The 17,395-nt window shown below is 71.4% G+C and carries 15 protein-coding genes; 9 read left to right on the top strand and 6 right to left on the bottom strand.

The window, feature by feature from the left end:
- Positions 1-212 precede the first annotated feature (212 nt).
- On the bottom strand, positions 213-1,100 hold the full coding sequence (locus tag ACFC09_RS13910; protein ID WP_376527078.1) for a LysR family transcriptional regulator: 888 nt from the start codon (positions 1,098-1,100) through the stop codon (positions 213-215).
- A gap of 179 nt (positions 1,101-1,279) precedes the next feature.
- Between ACFC09_RS13910 and ACFC09_RS13905 the strand changes: the two genes are divergently transcribed.
- From ACFC09_RS13905 to ACFC09_RS13870, 8 genes are all read left to right on the top strand, one after another.
- Positions 1,280-1,669 carry a VOC family protein gene (locus ACFC09_RS13905; protein ID WP_376527077.1) on the top strand — a complete coding sequence of 130 codons (390 nt, stop codon included), beginning with the start codon at positions 1,280-1,282 and terminating at the stop codon, positions 1,667-1,669.
- 438 nt (positions 1,670-2,107) lie between these two features.
- Complete coding sequence (locus tag ACFC09_RS13900) at positions 2,108-3,445, top strand: chloride channel protein (RefSeq protein WP_376527076.1); 1,338 nt, start codon at positions 2,108-2,110, stop codon at positions 3,443-3,445.
- 146 nt (positions 3,446-3,591) lie between these two features.
- Entirely contained in the window at positions 3,592-4,011 is a 420-nt protein-coding gene (locus tag ACFC09_RS13895; RefSeq protein ID WP_376527075.1) for a hypothetical protein, read from the top strand.
- A gap of 120 nt (positions 4,012-4,131) precedes the next feature.
- On the top strand, positions 4,132-4,710 hold the full coding sequence (locus ACFC09_RS13890) for a DUF6895 family protein (RefSeq protein WP_376527074.1): 579 nt from the start codon (positions 4,132-4,134) through the stop codon (positions 4,708-4,710).
- Positions 4,707-5,822, top strand: coding sequence for a serine hydrolase domain-containing protein (locus ACFC09_RS13885; protein ID WP_376527073.1), 1,116 nt, complete (start codon positions 4,707-4,709; stop codon positions 5,820-5,822). Before ACFC09_RS13890 ends, ACFC09_RS13885 begins: the two co-directional genes overlap by 4 nt.
- Before the next feature lie 239 nt (positions 5,823-6,061).
- Positions 6,062-7,663: a hypothetical protein gene (locus ACFC09_RS13880; RefSeq protein ID WP_376527072.1), complete on the top strand. Its 1,602-nt coding sequence runs from the start codon at positions 6,062-6,064 to the stop codon at positions 7,661-7,663.
- Between the two features lie 270 nt (positions 7,664-7,933).
- Positions 7,934-9,205: an MFS transporter gene (locus tag ACFC09_RS13875; RefSeq protein WP_376527071.1), complete on the top strand. Its 1,272-nt coding sequence runs from the start codon at positions 7,934-7,936 to the stop codon at positions 9,203-9,205.
- Between the two features lie 149 nt (positions 9,206-9,354).
- Positions 9,355-9,522 (top strand): hypothetical protein, encoded by a 168-nt coding sequence (locus ACFC09_RS13870; RefSeq protein WP_376527070.1) that lies wholly within the window; start codon positions 9,355-9,357, stop codon positions 9,520-9,522.
- Positions 9,523-9,985: 463 nt separating this feature from the next.
- On the opposite strand, the gene ACFC09_RS13865 is transcribed toward ACFC09_RS13870, so the two are convergent.
- The 5 genes from ACFC09_RS13865 to ACFC09_RS13845 all read right to left on the bottom strand — a co-directional run bounded on the left by ACFC09_RS13865 (position 9,986) and on the right by ACFC09_RS13845 (position 16,208).
- On the bottom strand, positions 9,986-11,509 hold the full coding sequence (locus tag ACFC09_RS13865) for an aldehyde dehydrogenase family protein (RefSeq protein ID WP_376527068.1): 1,524 nt from the start codon (positions 11,507-11,509) through the stop codon (positions 9,986-9,988).
- A gap of 55 nt (positions 11,510-11,564) precedes the next feature.
- Entirely contained in the window at positions 11,565-12,884 is a 1,320-nt protein-coding gene (locus ACFC09_RS13860) for a GAF domain-containing protein (RefSeq protein WP_376527066.1), read from the bottom strand.
- A 179-nt stretch (positions 12,885-13,063) separates the two neighbouring features.
- The gene (locus ACFC09_RS13855; protein WP_376527064.1) at positions 13,064-13,663 is read right to left on the bottom strand and encodes an N-acetylmuramoyl-L-alanine amidase; all 600 of its coding nucleotides are present in this window, start codon (positions 13,661-13,663) and stop codon (positions 13,064-13,066) included.
- Positions 13,664-13,713: 50 nt separating this feature from the next.
- Positions 13,714-14,727, bottom strand: a complete 1,014-nt coding sequence (locus ACFC09_RS13850; protein WP_376527062.1) for an acetamidase/formamidase family protein — start codon at positions 14,725-14,727, stop codon at positions 13,714-13,716.
- Complete coding sequence (locus ACFC09_RS13845) at positions 14,724-16,208, bottom strand: APC family permease (RefSeq protein ID WP_376527060.1); 1,485 nt, start codon at positions 16,206-16,208, stop codon at positions 14,724-14,726. Before ACFC09_RS13845 ends, ACFC09_RS13850 begins: the two co-directional genes overlap by 4 nt.
- Positions 16,209-16,499: 291 nt before the next feature.
- On the opposite strand from ACFC09_RS13845, the gene ACFC09_RS13840 reads away from it, so the two are divergent.
- Entirely contained in the window at positions 16,500-17,393 is an 894-nt protein-coding gene (locus ACFC09_RS13840; protein ID WP_376527058.1) for a DUF4232 domain-containing protein, read from the top strand.
- Positions 17,394-17,395 lie beyond the last annotated feature (2 nt).

Genomic DNA, 17,395 nt, shown 5'->3' with positions numbered 1-17,395 from the left:
ATGGACGCGTCAAGATCTCCGGTAACACCTCGTCGAAGCGGCCCACCGCCCCATGGCACCGCTGATCACCGCAGGTCAACACCGTGACGGCCGCCTGCGCACGAGCACTGTTCCGGTCGCCCGAGGCCCGTGTCCGGGTCGGGACCGTCATCCGCCGGGCCGGACCGTGCGCACCACGCGGCCAGGTCTCCCAGGTGCCGGGAGACGTGTGGTCAGGCGGCCGGACCCGGCCGGGAGGCATCCAGCATGGCGAGGAAGGCGGCGGCCGCGGGGGACGGGGTGAACCGGCTCCAGACGAGGCGTTCCACCCGCACCGGTCCGTCGGTGATCGGCACGCAGCGCAGTCCGTGGAGCTCCGTGGTGAACGACGCGGGCAGCAGCGCGATGCCCAGTCCGTGGCGGACCATCCGGACCATGAGTTCGACGCCGGAGACCTCGAAGGCGACCTCGCGCCGCAGGCCGGCCGCCGCGAACGCCTGGTCCGACTGGGCACGGGCGGCGCTGCCCGCGGCGAAGTCCACGAACACCTCGTCGGCGAGGAGACGCAGGTCCACCTCGCGGCGCGCGGCGAGCGGGTGGCCCGGGGCGACCACCGCGACATGCTGCCCGTGGGCGAGTTCCCTGTCACGGACGCCCTGTGCCCGGAATCCGGGCTGTACGCCGAGGAAGGCCGCGTCCAGCCTGCCGTCGCGCACCTGCTCGACGAGCCGTTCGCTGGAGCCCGCCCGCAGGCTGATCCGGACCCGGGGGTAGCGCAGGCGGTAGTCCCGGAGCACCGCCGGCAGGTCGACGGCCGCCACGGTGGGGATCGATCCGACCGTCAGCGCGCCCCGTATCTCGCCGGTGGCCGCCGCCACCTCGGCCCGAGCCCGGTCGGCCGCTTCCAGGGCCTGGCGGGCGGCGGGCAGGAACGCCTCTCCGGCGGTGGTCAGCCGCACCCGCCGACTGGTCCGGTCGAACAGCCGGGCACCGAGTTCCCGCTCCAGACGGGCCACTTGGTGGCTGAGCGCGGACTGGACGATGTGGCACCGCTCGGCGGCGCGGGTGAAGCTCGCGGTCTCCGCGACCGCGAGGACGTAGCGCATCTGCTGGAGGTCCACCGATCCATCGTGAAACACGATGGATCGGATGACAAACATGTGTTGGACCCGTGGATGTCCGCTCGGCGATGCTCGCACCGGTGACCAGCCGTCGCCCCGGACCGGCGAGGTCCGGGGCGCCGCCGGCCCCGGCGTACCGCCATCGGCGCACCGGGCGCCCCGACCAAGCGGAGAGACCCATGCGCGTGATCGCCTTCGACCACCTCGTCCTGAACACCGCCGACACCGAGCGCTCGCTCGCCTTCTACACCGGGCCGTTGGGCCTGCAACCGGTTCGGGTGGACCAGTGGCGGGCCGGCGAGGCACCCTTCCCGTCCGTCCGGGTGAGCCCCACCACCATCATCGACCTCGTCGAGGCACCGGCCGAGCGGCCGGAGGGCTCCAACGTCGACCACATCTGCCTGGTGGTGGAGCCGCTCGACTGGCAACAGGTCGTCGACTCCGGCGTCTTCACCGTGGTGGACGGCCCCGGCGAGCGGTTCGGCGCCCGGGGCGTCGCGGTCTCCCTCTACGTGCTGGACCCGGACGGCAACACCGTCGAACTGCGCTGGTATCCGCCGGACGTCTGAAAACACAGGGGCGTACGGGAGATCCCGGAACCGGGCCCTGGCCCGTGCCTACTTGTCAATCCCTGTTTCCCGCCATTCGGCTGCCGCTGATGCGCTCGGCGGGGTCCTGGTCCTGCGACCCGCTCGGCCGGGCTCCCCGTCCGGTGACCGTCCGACCGGGTGTCCAGGTGTCCGGGTCCAGATGTCCGGGGATCTGCTCGGCGGGGACGTCCGGCGGTCCGGTCGGCGGGACGTCCGGCGGTCCGCCAGGGGCGCGTGTCGGGCGTCCACGTTCCCGTGCGGTCGGGCAGCCCCGCCGCAGGCCCGGCTCCTGCTGCCCCTGCTGCCCCGGTCCCGGGCGGCGCGACACGCGCGCTCCACTCCGTCCTGCCCGGCCGCGCCGGGAGACGATGCACGCCAAGGGCTGTGCGACGGCCGACTTCCCCGGAAAGGCGAGCGATGGATCTGGGCCGAGGCGGTGACCGCGGAAGGAACAAGGCCACGGGTGGCGGCACGTCGGCGCAGCCCAATCTCATCGATCCTGCGGACGTCCCCAGGCTGTCCGCACGGCTCTGGGTACTGGTCGTGGTCACCGGCGTGCTGGCGGGACTCGCGGGTGCCGCCCTGATGGCGCTGCTGCACGGGGCGGCCCACCTCACCTACTCCTACGGTTCGGGGGATTTTCTGACCGCGGTCGAGCGGGCCGGTGCGCCGCGCCGCGTGGTGGCCCTGGCCGCGGCCGGGGCGTTGGCCGGAATCGGCTGGTGGCTGCTGCGGTGGTGGACGGGGCCCGGCGGCTCGGAAGTGAGCACCGCGCTGTGGCGGGACGAGGGACACCTGCCGCTGCGCCGGAGCCTGGGCACCGCGGTGGTCTCCGTGGTGATCGTCGGCATGGGCGCTTCCCTGGGCCGGGAGGCCGCACCGCGGCTGGCCGGCGCGGCACTGGCCTCCTGGCTGTCCGACCGGGCCCGCATCGACACCGCGCACCGCAGACTGCTGGCTGCTTGCGGCGCCGGTGCCGGCCTGGCCTCGGTGTACAACGTCCCGCTCGGCGGTGCGCTGATGACCTTGGAGGTGATGCTCGGCGTCCTGTCGCTGCGGCTGGCCCTGCCCGCCCTGGCCACGTCCTGTATCGCCACCGCGGTCTCCTGGACGGTGCTCCCCACCGGACCGACCTACCAGCTGTCCGGCGTGGCGCTGTCCGCGTCGCTCGCCGTGTTCGCCGTGCTGATCGGCCCTCTCGCCGGGCTGGTCGCCGTCGGCTGGGTGAGGATGATCAGGATCGCGTACGAACGCCGTCCGGCGGGACGGCGCCGACTGGTCGCGCCCCTGCTGGTGTTCACCGCGGTCGGCGCGCTGGCCGTCCCGTATCCGCAACTGCTCGGCAACGGCAAGGACATCGTCCAGCTCACCCTGGGCGCACAGCTCGCCGCCCCCACGCTGGTGGCCCTCCTCTTCCTCAAACCGATCGCCACCGCGGGCAGCCTGGGCAGCGGGGCCAGCGGCGGACTCTTCACCCCCACCCTCGCCACCGGCGCCCTGCTCGGCTCCCTGATCGGGCAGGGCTGGACCCACGCCTGGCCGGGTCCCGCCGCCGGCTTCGCGGTCATCGGTGCCGCCGCCGTCCTCGCCGCCGCCATGCAGGCCCCCGTGGCCGCCGTCGTCATGATGCTGGAACTCACCCGCACCATCGACGCCCTGATGGTCCCCCTGCTCCTCGCGGTCACCGGCGCCATGCTCGTCTCCCGCAGCCTCGACACCCCGTCGATCTACTCCGTACGGCTCCCCGCCCAGTGACGGGCACACCCGCAGCCACGGCCGAGGGTGACATTCACGTCGTCGGGCAATTGGCTCGAACTGCTCGTAGACGCGATCACTACGTGCCCGGACACTGGGGCAATTGTCAGCCGACAGCTGCGACAGGCTCGACTCCTGGAGACCGCATGCGCACTCATCTCGCCGCTGCCCTCAGCGCCGTCGCGCTGACCACGGGCACACTCCTCGGTGCCCCTGCCGCCGACGCCCACGCGGCCGACTACCCGATCAGCGAATTCGACGTCACCATCGGGAACACGTACACGAGGGGCCTCATCGAGTGGCACGGCCGGTCGGTGATCGTGTCCGGTGAGCACAAGTCGGTGAGTTCGGCCGACATCGCGAGTTGCCGGGCCACCCGGGCGTACACCCTCGACACCCACGACGGGCAGTTGGGGGACGAGTTGAGCCCCAACGTCGTGTGCGGTTCGAGCGCCCGCTTCTTCATGACCGTGCCCGCGGACGTCCCCGGCGGGGCGGCGGTCGTGCGGATCTGCCTCACCGACGGTTCCCACACGCCCCTGCGCTGCGCGCGCTACGGGCGCTGATCCCGTCTTACGAGCCGGCCGGGACGGGCGGACAGGGGGCCCGGGGGACGTCGATGGTGTGGCGTCACGGGCTGGTCACGGGCTGACCGTCATGCCGTCACGGACGGGGGTTCGCGAGGGGTGCGGGCAGGACGGCGGGCCGGCGCCGCACACGTCATCGAGCACGTGCCCAACCGCCGGCTCTCCGTCGCCAACGTCCTGCGCATCACCGGCCACGACCAGGGCACGGGGGCGCCCGGCTGGCAGACGCTCGCCCGGGCCACCTGGCTCGGCCACACCCCGGCACCCTGGTACATCGACTGGATGACCGGGTATCACGTCACCCACACCGTCTTCCACCTCACCGACTGGGGCCGGCTCCCCGGCGGACTGCCCGACGACATGGCCGCGTACCTCACCCGCTGGCTGCCGGTCTGGACGGACATCTGGACCGAGACCTGCCAGTGGGATCTGATCGGCGAACTCCTCATCGTCGGCAGCTGCCTGCCCGAGCCGTGCACCGACCCGGACGACTGGCGGTGCCTGGCCGACCTCCAGCACCCCGACGGCCTGATGCCCCGTGACGACCAGCCCGTCGACGACGATCCCGTCACCCGGTTCCGGGACCACAACCACCCCACCATCGTCGCCGCCATCGCCGGCACCGTCGCGCTGACCCGTGTTCTGGACACCCCGGCCGCACCTGGTCCCCTCGGATGACCGACCACACCTCCGCCGGCACTCGTCCGGGCAGTCCCGCGGACGGCCCCGACCACCCGTCGGCCCACCTCGGGGCACGGCGGGCGGTCCGCGATCTGCTGTCCGCCGCCCCGGGGGCCAGTGTGATCGCGGTCGGCCTGCACCGCGAAGGCGACCGAGCCCTGCTGGTACGCGGCCACACCAGCCACCACCGCAGCACACCCGCCGACGGGGCCACCCGCTTCGAAGCGGGCTCCCTCACGAAGACCTTCACCGCCCTGCTCCTGGCCGAACAAGCCGCCCACGGCGAACTCGGCCTGCACGATCCCCTCATGCACCACCTCCCCACCGGCACCCGCTTCCCCCGCGGCGCCACCGCCATCACCCTCACCCATCTCGCCACCCACACCGCCGGACTGCCCGGTCTCCCGCCCGGCCTGCGCCGCCGCGCGGGCCTTGAGCTGTTCAGCAACCCCTACGCCGGCTTCAGCCGCGACGACGTGCTGCACGCACTGACCCGCACCAGGCTGCGCACCACCCCCGGCGCTCGCATGCGCTACTCCAACTTCGGCGTCGGACTCCTCGGCCACGCCCTGACCCACGCGGCCGGCGACACCCCCTACGCCGCGCTCCTCCACGCCCGGGTACTGCGACCGCTCGGTCTCCACGACACCACCTGCGCCGTCACCCCGCCCGAGACGGCCACTCAGGCCACCGGCCACCGGTACGGCCGAGTCCGGTCCCCTCTTCTCATCCCCGGCCTGCCCGCCGCGGGCGCCGTCCGGACCAGCGCGCGCGACCTGCTGACCCTCACCGAAGCCCTCGTCGACCCCGGCACGGCCACTGTCCCGGCCACCCTGCGCATCGCCCTGCGCGAGGTCCCGCGCCCCCGCCTGCGCCTTCCGCACGGCCGCGGCCTGTCCCTGATCTGGAACATCCGCCGCCGCCCCGACGGCTCCCACGTCTACCACCACTCCGGAGCCACCTTCGGCTTCACCGGCTTCGCAGGCTTCAACCCCCAGCACTCGACCGCGCTGGTGGCCCTGGCCAACACCGGCCCCAGCCCCCGCAACACCCTGACCCAACAGGCGTACAACGCCCTCCTCACCCTCCAGGACGAGGACACCACCTGACCCGTGAGAGGTCGCGATGGCCCGCCCGTCCCGAGCCGCGTGCGGGGAGCCGCCCCCCGACCACCCAGGTCACCCGCACCCGCGTCCACCTCGCCGAAGGGCCACGGCACCGCCGGCCGACGAGACGGACGCAGCCGAACAGATCACCGAATTTTCCCGGTACGGTGGGTGATTCGACTGTTACAGTCCGGCTGCCCCGAAGGCACGGGGCGGGACGGAAACAGAATGAGGGGGCACAGGTGGGGATACGGCTGAGACGGATGGCCGCGGTGATCGGGGTGGGGCTCGCGCTGGCCCTGGCACCGATCACAGGGACCGCCGCGGCGCAGGAGACGGGCACCATGGCCGTCACCGACATGGACTTCACCCCGTCCGCGGTGGACGCGACGGCCGGCGGCAAGACCGTCACGCTCCGCTGGACGATGACGGACACCACCCCGGGGACCGACGGCATGGGCGCGCGGGTCTACCTGCGCCGCCAGGGCGCGACGGCCGGCACCTACCTGGGCGTACCGCTGGTCGGAACCTATGACGTGGGCTCCGCGGGCCAGGACATCACCCTGGTGCCCGGGTCGACGCCGCAGAAGGCCACCTACGAGTGGACCCTGGCCCCTCCGCAGTACGCGGCCGGGACATCGGTCACCTGGGCCGTCACCCGGCTGGAGGCATGGGACACCCAGGGCACCTCGCTGGACTGGGACGCCGCCCGGCTGGGCGCGTTCCACAACACGTTCAGGGCGAAGACACTCGCCGACACACAGGGCCCGACGTACGACGCCCTCGCGGTGGACAACGAACGGCAGCCGTACGTCTACGTCGGCGGGGGCTCGTCGAGCATGACCTACGAGCTCGACGTGCACGACTCCCAGGCCGGCGTCTCCGGCGGCACGCTGACGCTGACCGGTCCCGGCGGGCAGCACCTGACCGGCTCGTTCGCCATCGAGTGGACCTGGTACGCGGGTTACCAGGGCTGCGGCTACATCGGGTGGGGCCAGACGGACGCCAGTTCCTGCGGCGTGTCCGTGACCTTCCCCGCACATGCGGCACCGGGCACGTGGACCGTCTCGAAGGTCGAGCTCACGGACAACGCGGGCAACACCAGCAGCTACGACAACCTCTCAGCCGCGCCGGTCCACGTCACCTCCAACGACGTGCTCTCCGCGGACACTTTCACGGCAACGCCGAACCCGGTCGACACCTGGCACGGCGCCCGGACGATCAAGGTCGGGTTCCGGCCCCACGGGGACCGGGACGGGGTCGCGTCGGCGGTCGTGGACACCGACAGCGTCAACGGCTGCCGACAGCCCTCCAGCACGGCGACGACCGCGGCGGACGGGACCGTCTCGGTGGACTACTACGTGCCGCGGAAGGTCTTCACCTGCCACATCACCGGCGTGATCATCACGGACCGTGCGGGGAACGTCGCGCTGTACGGCTCGGAGTTCGGCGCACCGGAGACCGGTCTGACGATCACTTCCGCACCCGACACGGTGCTGCCCGAGATCGACCAGGCCACGCTCTCGCCCACCACCGTCCCGGCGACGGACCACTCCACCGACCTCCGCCTGACCGTGAACGTCTCGGGCACCACCGCGGGTGTCGACGGCTACGACGTCTACCTGATCGATTCCTCGGGGCAGGTGATCCCGGCCGTGACCGGCGGCGCCCCCCTGACCTTCAGCGGCCCGTTGACCATGAGCTTCCCCTTGCCGTCCCACGTGGCCCCCGGGACGTACACCATCGCCCTGCGCCTCTCCGACCAGGCGTACCAGTCCTCGTCCTTCGGTTTCCCGAACGGCACCCCGATGCCGGGCGGCCCGGTGACACTGACGGTCACCTAGACGTCCCGGAGCCGATGCCGACCGACCCTGACCTGATCGTCGGTCCGCACGGCACGAGCAGGATGGGGTGCCTGGCCAGGCACCTTCCCTGGCCAGGCGCCCCTCCGACCTGTCCCTGGAATGCCGAGCAGTCCGAAGGACACAAGCAGCCATGGCAGCTTCAGTGGTCGACCCCGTCACCCAGGCCGTACCGGTGCGCGGCGTCCCGACAGCAACGCGAGGGCCGACCGGTGCGGACCCGTCGGACCGGCCGGCCATGCGGGACCGCCGATGAAAGCCGACTCCGTCTGGAAGAACCGTGACTTCATGCTGCTGTGGCTGGGCAACGGCACCTCGTTGCTGGGCACCAACAGCGCCCGCATCGCGTACCCGTTGCTGACGTTGGCCGAGACCGGCTCCCCGGTGGCCGCGGGCTGGGTCACCTTCGCCGGAGCACTGCCCAACATCCTCGTGCAGTTGCCCGCCGGACTGAACGCCGATACCCGTAACCGGCGCCGCACCATGGCCGTATGCCAAGCCGGCGGACTCGCCACCGCAGCCGTAATGGTGACGCTCGGCATGCTCGACGTGAGCTGGTTCCTGCCCGCAGTGATCACCCTGGTCTTCGTCGAAGGGTGCTTCCTCGTCTTCTTCCAACTGGCCGAGACGGCCGCCATCCGGGACGTCGTCCGGGAGGACCAGCGCCCCACAGCCCTGTCCCTGTACGAAGCACAGACCCATGCCACCGTCCTGCTGTCCCGCGCGGTCGGAGTCGTCCTCTACGGCGTCATGCGGTGGCTGCCGTTCCTTGCCAACCTCGGTTCCTACGCCGTCGCCACGTTGACCCTCGGCATGGTCGACGGCCGCCGCATGAACCCGGTCGGCCACCCCGACACCGCGGACAGCCCGCCCTCCGAGGGACTGCGCCGAGGCGTCACGTGGCTCTGGCACGAACCCTTCCTGCGCATCACGAACTTCCTGTTCGGCGCCACCAACATGCTCTGGCAGTGCATGATCCTGCTCTTCATCGTCTCCGCCACCCAGGACCGTCAGCCGACCTGGGTCCTCGGCCTGCTGCTGGCCGGCTCCGGCATCGGCGGCCTCGTGGGCGCGGCAGCCGCCGCACATCTCTCCGCCTTGTTCTCGGCCCGCCGAATCGTCGTCCTCGCGCTCTGGGGCTGGACCCTGTGTGCCACAGCCGTCGCGGCCACTGGCCACCCCGCGGTCCAGGGCATCGCCTGGTTCGGCATCGGCGGCATCGGCGCGCTCAGCGGTGTCGCGGTAGGTCTCTACCGCGTCGAGGCCACACCGTCCCCACTCCTGGGTCAGGTCAGCGGGGCCAGTGGCATTCTCCCCAACGGCGCCGTCCCGTTGGGCGGTCTCCTGGCCGGCTATCTGCTCGCCGCCCTCGGCGACACGGCTACCGCCTGGGCGCTGGCGGGCACGATGCTCGCACTCGCCGTCACCGGGACGGCCCTGCTGACGGCGATGCGCCCCACAGGCACCAGGTCTCCCGCGGAAGAGCCACCGAAGAGTCCATGGCCCCATGGGCAGAGCCGATGAGCGGCGGTCGGCCGCGCATCGACCGCCGAGCCGGAGCCGCCGCCGGAGCCGCCGCAGATGACAGTGCTGTAGGCCGTCCGGCGGAGGGTCCTCGCGCTTGCCGCGGAGACCCTCTACGGTGTGCGGCAAGTCGTCGCAGGGAGGCTGTCGTGCCGGACGAGCCGGTCCAAGGCATGTTGGGGACGGAGATGCGTGAGGTCACGTTTCCGGATAAGTCTCGCGGGTTCATCCTGGTGAAGGCCGGTACGCCGCAGGGCGAGGCGGATCTGATGGCGGCCCGGGTCTGGGCGGAGCTGCCCGAACCGAAGGGTTCTTGACGGCGCGGACGGCCCCGGTCTCGGCCTGGCAGTCCTGGCGTCGTGTACTGCGGATCGCGGCAGTCGTTTGTGGCCCGTGCCCCTCTGATGCTTTCCGCCGCATGCGCCCCGTCCGGTTCGCACGCTCGTCGGTGCCTGGTTTGCGGCCGCGGTTGACGTCGCTACGGCTGGAGAACGCGCGGTCGTCGGATCGTCGGATCGGCGGACTGAACCGGATCCGCCGTCGTCTCCCGCGGAGGCCGGCGCCGCCGCGCGGAAGCCGGCCGACGGCAGCGCGCTGCCGGAAGCGGGGGCGTACGCGCGGGCGCACCCGGAGGTCCGCGTGGCTGCTGCGTCCCGTGTGACACCGACTCGGTGCCCCGCGCCACAGCTCCCCGCCCCGTGTTTCAACTCGCCGCTCGGATGCACGCCGAGCAGGGCGCCTGACGGTCATCTTCCCGGGTCAGGCGCCCTATTTCTGCGTCTAGAAGAAGCCCAGTTTCTTCGGCGAGTACGACACCAGCAGATTCTTCGTCTGTTGATAGTGCTCCAGCATCATCCGGTGCGTCTCCCGGCCGATCCCGGACTGTTTGTAACCGCCGAACGCCGCGTGGGCCGGGTAGGCGTGGTAGCAGTTCGTCCAGACGCGGCCCGCCTGGATGGCCCGGCCCGCGCGGTACGCGGTGTTGACGTCGCGCGTCCACACGCCCGCCCCGAGGCCGTACAGGCTGTCGTTGGCGATCTTGACGGCGTCGTCGAAGTCGTCGAAGGAGGTGACCGAGACCACCGGGCCGAAGATCTCCTCCTGGAAGATCCGCATGCGGTTGTCGCCCTCGAAGATGGTCGGCTGGACGTAGTACCCGCCCTTCAACTCTCCTTCGTGATCGATGCGTTCACCGCCGACGAGGACCCTGGCGCCCTCCTGCCTGCCGATGTCCAGGTAGGAGAGGATCTTCTCCAGTTGGTCGTTGGAGGCTTGGGCGCCGATCATCGTGTCGGTGTCCAGAGGATGGCCGGGCTTGATCTGCCGGGTGCGTTCGACTGCCGCGTCGAGGAATTCGGTGTAGTGACCACGCTGGATCAACGCCCGGGACGGGCACGTGCAGACCTCTCCCTGGTTGAGCGCGAACATCGTGAATCCTTCGAGCGCCTTGTCCCGGAAGTCGTCGTCCCGCGCCCACACGTCGTCGAAGAAGATGTTGGGCGACTTGCCACCGAGTTCCAGCGTGACGGGCTTGATGTTCTCGGAGGCGTACTGCATGATCAGCCGCCCCGTCGTGGTCTCCCCGGTGAACGCGACCTTCGCCACCCGCGGGCTCGACGCGAGCGGCTTGCCCGCCTCCACGCCGAAGCCGTTGACGATGTTCACCACACCGGGCGGCAGCAGATCCGCGACCAGGCTCATCCAGTAGTGGATCGACGCCGGGGTCTGCTCGGCCGGCTTGATCACCACGGTGTTGCCCGCGGCGAGCGCGGGCGCGAGCTTCCAGGTCGCCATCAGGATCGGGAAGTTCCACGGGATGATCTGCGCCACGACACCCAGCGGTTCGTGGAAGTGATAGGCGACCGTGTCGTCGTCGAGCTCGCCCAGCGAACCCTCCTGCGCTCGGATCGCCCCCGCGAAATAGCGGAAGTGGTCGATGGCGAGCGGGATGTCGGCCGCCAGCGTCTCCCGCACCGGCTTGCCGTTCTCCCAGCTCTCGGCCACCGCCAGTGGTTCGAGGGAGGCTTCCATGCGGTCGGCGATCTTGAGCAGGATCCCGGCCCGCTCCGCCACCGACGTACGCCCCCAGCCCGGCGCGGCCGCGTGCGCCGCGTCCAGCGCCCGCTCCACGTCCTCCGCGGTGCCCCGCGCCACCTCGGTGAACGGTTGCCCGTTCACCGGCGACGGGTTCTCGAAGTACTGCCCGCGCGCCGGCGGCACGTACGCCCCGCCGATGAAGTGGTCGTAGCGCGCCTGGTAGGAGACGAGCGCGCCCTCGGTGCCGGGCGCCGTGTAACGGGTCATCGTGGTCTGCCTCCGGTGAAGTGCTGCCCGCCGTTGGACAGCTCGGGCGGCGAGGCTAAGGACCCGGACGTTGCAACCACGTTGCGCGGCCGGTCCGCGTCCCGGTCGGGACGCCGACCGGGCCGTGCGGTGCCGCCAGTTGTGCGTCCAGTTCGGTGAGACGCGCCAGGACCGACGGCGTCGGCCGCAGCACGGCCAGCGCCCGCCACACCTCCACGTCGTCCTCACCCCAGGGCGCGTGCGCCCAGTCGGCCAGCAGATCGGGGTCACCGCGCGCGATCAGCGCCGCGCGCAGACCGTCGGCCAGACTCCGTCGCAGCCGTACGACGGCCGGCGCCTGCGAGCCGGGCAGCAGCGGCCCGGCGTACGAGGCCATGGCTGCCGTGATCGCGCCCGCTGCCAGCCGCCGCTCCACCACGGTGACATCGGACTCCACCGCGGCCGTCAGCCGGTACGGCCGTGACGCCAGCAGCTCCGGCCCCAACAACCTGCGTAATCGGGCCAGTTCGGCGCGAATGGTCACCGGCGTCACCGACTCGTCCTCGTACAGCGAGCACAGCAGCTCGTCTCCGGTCAGGCCCTCCGGGTGACGGGCCAGCAGCACCAGCAGCTCACTGTGCCGACGGCTGAGGACGAGCGTGCGCCCGGCCAGCAGGAGCCGCGCCTCGTCGCGGCCCAGCGCGGTCAGAGCGCCCGCCTCGCCCACGGACCGCGGCGGGGCGAGCAGCGCCAGCTGGGATTCGGCGGCGCGCGCCACCGCCTGCACGAACCCCAGGCTGTGCGGGTGTGCCAGCCCGTCCCCGCCGGTGATGTCCACGGCACCGAGCACCCGGCCGGTGCGCGGATCGTGCACCGGCGCCGCGGCACACGTCCACGGCTGTACCTGCCGGATGAAGTGCTCGGCCGCGAAGACCTGCACGGGCCGGTCGACGGTGACCGCCGTGCCCGGTGCGTTGGTCCCGACCGCGCTCTCCGCCCAGCGCGCGCCCGGCACGAAGTTCATCCGGTCCGCCCTGCGCCGGGTGACGGGATGGCCCTCCACCCACAGCAGCCTGCCGTGCGTGTCGCACACGGCGAGCAGATGCTCGCCGTCCGCCGCGAACGTGCCCATCAGCTCGCGGAACAGCGGCATGACCTGGGCCAGCGGGTGCTCGGCGCGGTAGGCGCCGAGGTCGCCGTCCGTCAGTTCCACGTGCGCGCCGCCGTCCGGCCCCACGCCCGCCCGTGCGGAGCGCCGCCAAGAGTCCGCCACCACCGACCGCACCGGACGCGACACGGTGCCGGCCGTGGTGAACGTCTCATGCGCCCGGCGCAGCACACGAACGCGCTCGGTCGGGTCGACCCCCGGCTCCAGGGCCACCCATGGATCGGTCAACTCGGCCTCCCCCCGGACGGCGATGCGGCTGGGGACATCGTCACTCGGGGGGTCGGTGCGGACAACCGTTTCGACCGGGCTCACCCGAACGATGGGCGACGGGCGCGCGCCGGCGCACCACGCCCGGCGTGCGCCCTACGGACCGCAGGGCTGAGCCCCTGCGCGGGCGGCGGGTGGGGTCAGGCGAGGTTGACGAGTCTGAGGTAGCGGACCCAGTCCCAGTTCGGCCCGGGGTCGGTGTGATCGGTACCGGGCACCTGCGCGTGCCCGAGGATGTGCGTCCGGTCCTTGGGGATGCCGTACTTGTCGCAGATCGCCGCCGTCAGCTTCGCCGACTGCTCGTACAGGGCGTCGGTGAAATAGGCGGGCTGGTCCACCCACCCCTCGTGTTCGATGCCGATGCTGCGGGTGTTGTAGCTCCAGTTCCCCGCGTGCCAGGCGATGTCGGCCTCGCGCACGCACTGGGCGACGTGCCCGTCGGCGGACCGCACCACATAGTGCGCCGACACCTGCTTCTGCGGGTTCTGGAAGATGGACAGGGTGGTGGCATATGTCTCCTGGGTGACGTGGACGATCACGCGGTCGACGGAGTAGGCGCTGGGGCGGGTGGACGCCGTGAAGTTGGCGGTGCTGGCGGGCTGCCACTCGGCGGACGGATAGTCGACGGCCTGCGTCTGCGCGGCGGCGCGTGTGCCGGGCAGCAGTGCGTAGGGCACCGCGGCGAGGGCCGCACCCTTCAGGATGCGTCGTCTGCTGGGCAGCGGTCGGGACCGGTCCATGGGCGATCGCCTTTCGGGAATGAGGGACTCGGGGAAGTGCGGTGGCGGGGTCAGACGCGCAGCCCCGCCGCGGTCTCGCGCAGCCGTGCGTGCAGTCCGCGATGGGTCTCGCGGTCCGGCAGCCACTCCTTGCGGATCTTCGCCACGCACGTGTAATTGGTGTCGCACACGTTGGCCAGCGGCGATTCGACCGCCTGAGTCGCGAACTGGTAGGCGTCCAGCTCGGCGAATCCGTAGTCACGCACCAGCCACTGCACGAGGTCGAGCTGGGAGATCCGGAAGGCGTCCTCCAACGGGCGCGCCGAACCGGTGGAGACGATGTGGGTGTCGGATTCCAGGCGGGGCCACGGGGTGGAGACGCCCTTGAGGAGTTCGACGATCACGACGGTGTTCATCGCACACTCGACCGCCACCCCGCAGGTCTCGCCCTCGCCCTGCCGCGCATGCCCGTCACCCAGGCTGAGCAGCGCACCTTCGACGTTCACCCCGAGATAGCAGGTGACACCCGCCCGCATCTCGGGTGTGTCCATGTTCCCGCCGTGCGCGTCGGGAACCAGCGCCGAGCGCACCTCCAGATTGGCCGGGGCCACGCCCACGGTGCCGTGCATCGGATCGAGGGGCAACTCGGCCTCGATGTCGCTGTCATGCGCGCGGAACAGAGCGGTGCGGCGCGTCCGGTCCAGCTGCCAGATCCACACGGTCTCGGGCAGCGCAGACTGCAACGTGGCCGTGGTGTGCGTCGAGGTGAGCGCGCCGAACAGGGGCACCGTGGTCGACGCCGCCCAGTCACGGGCCGGCTCGATCGACACGAAGTGCACGGCCACCGTGTCGCCCGGCTCGGCGCCCTCGATGTGGAACGGCCCGGTCTGCGGGTTCAGGAACGGGAACTCGCACACCTCGGACACCAGGTCCTTCTCGGACCGCACCCGCCCGCCGAAGCAGTCCTCCGTGTACAGGTCGAGCACCGTTCCGGGCGTGATCCGCGCCACGGGCGGGGCACCGCCGAACGTCCAGGCGTACTCACCCGGTTCGGGTCGTACGGTCAGCACTCGCGGGTCGGTCATCGCTGTTCAGCTCCATTCTGCCGGGGGCCGGCGGACACGGGTTCGTCCAGGTGGACACGGGCGGTGTCGGCTATCCGCTCGGGGTGACGCCGTATCAGGATCACCAGGACGACGACTCCGGCCGCCATCCACACGCCGACCACCGGGCCGGCGTACGAAACCGGCGCCGTCAGCCGGGTCACGAAGTCGAACGCCGGTATTCCGGCAGCGGTCAGCAGGGCGGGGACGAACGCCACGATGCCCAGCAACGGGAACAGCAGGTGCCGTACCGGTTCGAGGGCCGCGCGCCCCTGGCGCAGGAAGTACCCCGCGCAGGCAAGGTTGACGACGATGTAGACACCGATGACGACGGTGACGATCACCGTGGCCAGCAGCAGGAACGCGGTCACCGGGTCGTAGCCGAAACCGAGACCGAGCATCGCGCCCACGGCGACGGCGCTCTGCACCGCGATGCCCGCGACGGGGGAGCGGTACGTGGGATGGAGCCGCGCGAGGAAGCCGGGCAGGACACGGATACGGGCCAGCGCGTAGGCCGTGCGTGTGGAGACGTTCGCGCACGCGTTGGCGTTGGCGATCGTCGAATTCACCACCGCGAGGAACATCAGCACCCAGAAGAGTCCGAACGATGCCCGCGCGACTCCCTCCCAGGACGCCGCGCCCGACGCGCCGAACGTCCCGAAGCGGTCAGGACCGAAGTAGACGGTCATGGCGTAGGTCGTCACCACGTAGAACAGGCCGATGCCCAGGGCCGCGCCGAGCACCGCGCGGTGCATGGTGCGCCGGGGGTCGCGCGTCTCCTCGGCGAGCGGGGCCGCGGCCTCGAAGCCGGCGAACGCCAGCACCGTGTAGACGGAGCCCGCGAAGACGCCGCTCATGCCTCCGTGGCCGTCGGCGGTGTGCGAGGTACCGAAGACCGACAGGGTGTTGTCCGCACCCGCCCTGCCGATGAGCCAGCCGGCGAACACCAGGAGGACCAGAACCTCGAACACCCCGAGGACCAGGCCGAAGCGGGCCGAGGCGCGCACGCCCAGATACCCGGCGACCGCTATGACGACGGCGCCCGCGAGCGACCAGGGCCACCACAGTTCCGCGGGATACGACGACCACTCCTCGTGCAGTGTGCCGGCCGTGGTGAAGCCCAGTTGCAGGAGCAGCAGCGGCGGGACCAGTGCTTCCACGAACACATAACCCCAGCCGACGAGGAATCCCACGGCGGGATGCAGACCCCGCGCCGCGTAGGTGGCGACCGAGCCTGCCGCGGGCAGCTCCCGAGCCAGGTCGGCCACGCAGGAGGCGGTGAACAGACAGGCCACCAGCGCAATCAGTACGGACAGGGGGAGGCTGCCGCCCGCGAAGGCAGCACCCGACGGAACGGATGCGGCGACCGCGGCGGCGGGTGCCATGGCCGTGATGCTCTGGAACAGGACCTCGCGCAGCCCGATGGCGTCCCGGCGCAGCCCAGACGCGGTCTCCCCCGACATCCGCGAACCCCCTCGGTCCGTCGTCCCCCGCGACGCGCCCGCCGGGACCAAGCCGGTGGCCGGGCCGCGCCCTGCGTGAATCACGGTACGGCGCTTGTGGGTTGGGCAGAAGGGCGCCGTGTGTTTCGGTGGACGAAGGCGAACCTGTGGACAACTCGGTCACCTGTTCGGGGGAATTCGGCGCTGGAATCGGCTCATCGGGCCCTGCCTGTGACAGTGCTGTGACCGGAAGAGTGGTCCTGATCACAGCACATCGTGTTCGAATCCTGGTCGACTCTGCGGATGCGTGTCATGTCACTCCCGCCGTTCGCGGTCGCCACCGCCGCGTTGCTCCTGACCGCGTGCGGCAGCCAGGTGCCCGGTCGGTCCTCCGGCGAGGCCACCCCCCCCGCGTGCGATGCCACGCCGACGGCGACGGCCACGATTTCGGCGACGACGGGCGGCAGTTCCGAACCGGAGACGGACCAGGTCACGATCACCGACGCCGGTGGCAGGGCCGGTGGCTGCGCGGTCTTCCAGGTCACCAACCACCACGACACGCCCTTCCGTTACACCATCACCTTCCGGTTCCGGCCCGCGAGCGGTGCCGCGCCGGTGAACACGACACGTGTCCTGTCGTCCGTCGAGCCGCACGCCACGGTGGCGGGCACCGTGGACATGCTCGCGGGTCCGTCGGACGCCGCCGGTTGGACTCAGGTGGAGGTGGTCACCGTTCGCGGCGTTCCCACCGCCGAGGCGCCGGCCCCGGACGGCTCCTGCCCGCCGTCGGGGGTGCGCGTGTATGCGGACGGGGGCGACGCCGCCATGGGTCTGCGCGTGGTCAACCTCCATCTGGTGAACTGCGGCCCGGACACGTACCACATCGAGGGATACCCCCGGCTGAGCGTGCTCGACGAGTCCCACCAGAACGTCCAAGAGGTGCAGATCCTGCACGACGGATCCTCCGTCGCCGCGAGCACCGGAGCCGACGGTCCGCCCCAGCCGCTGGCCCTGAAGCCGGGCGAGGAGGCGTACGCCGGCCTGGTGTGGCGCAATACCGTGCTGTCCGGCACCCCGGTGAACGCCCCCTACGTGAGGGTGTGGGCGAAGCCGGGTGCCGCGCCGGTGATGGTGACTCCGGAACTGGACCTCGGCACGACCGGAAAACTCGCCGTCGGTCCGTGGAAGAGGGCCGAACCACGATGACA

Source organism: Streptomyces sp. NPDC056161 (assembly GCF_042268025.1).
In the GTDB taxonomy this organism is placed as follows: domain Bacteria; phylum Actinomycetota; class Actinomycetes; order Streptomycetales; family Streptomycetaceae; genus Streptomyces.
Note: the sequence above shows the minus strand (reverse complement) of the source record. Positions and strands in the feature narration are given on the sequence as shown.

What these genes read in the sequence shown, in the direction of transcription:
- ACFC09_RS13905 (WP_376527077.1), top strand. Translation starts at nt 1,280, where the DNA reads ATGCGCGTGATCGCCTTCGACCACCTCGTCCTGAACACCGCCGACACC.
- ACFC09_RS13900 (WP_376527076.1), top strand. Translation starts at nt 2,108, where the DNA reads ATGGATCTGGGCCGAGGCGGTGACCGCGGAAGGAACAAGGCCACGGGT.
- ACFC09_RS13895 (WP_376527075.1), top strand. Translation starts at nt 3,592, where the DNA reads ATGCGCACTCATCTCGCCGCTGCCCTCAGCGCCGTCGCGCTGACCACG.
- ACFC09_RS13885 (WP_376527073.1), top strand. Translation starts at nt 4,707, where the DNA reads ATGACCGACCACACCTCCGCCGGCACTCGTCCGGGCAGTCCCGCGGAC.
- ACFC09_RS13875 (WP_376527071.1), top strand. Translation starts at nt 7,934, where the DNA reads ATGAAAGCCGACTCCGTCTGGAAGAACCGTGACTTCATGCTGCTGTGG.
- ACFC09_RS13865 (WP_376527068.1), bottom strand. Translation starts at nt 11,509, where the DNA reads ATGACCCGTTACACGGCGCCCGGCACCGAGGGCGCGCTCGTCTCCTAC.
- ACFC09_RS13855 (WP_376527064.1), bottom strand. Translation starts at nt 13,663, where the DNA reads ATGGACCGGTCCCGACCGCTGCCCAGCAGACGACGCATCCTGAAGGGT.
- ACFC09_RS13850 (WP_376527062.1), bottom strand. Translation starts at nt 14,727, where the DNA reads ATGACCGACCCGCGAGTGCTGACCGTACGACCCGAACCGGGTGAGTAC.
- ACFC09_RS13845 (WP_376527060.1), bottom strand. Translation starts at nt 16,208, where the DNA reads ATGTCGGGGGAGACCGCGTCTGGGCTGCGCCGGGACGCCATCGGGCTG.
- ACFC09_RS13840 (WP_376527058.1), top strand. Translation starts at nt 16,500, where the DNA reads ATGTCACTCCCGCCGTTCGCGGTCGCCACCGCCGCGTTGCTCCTGACC.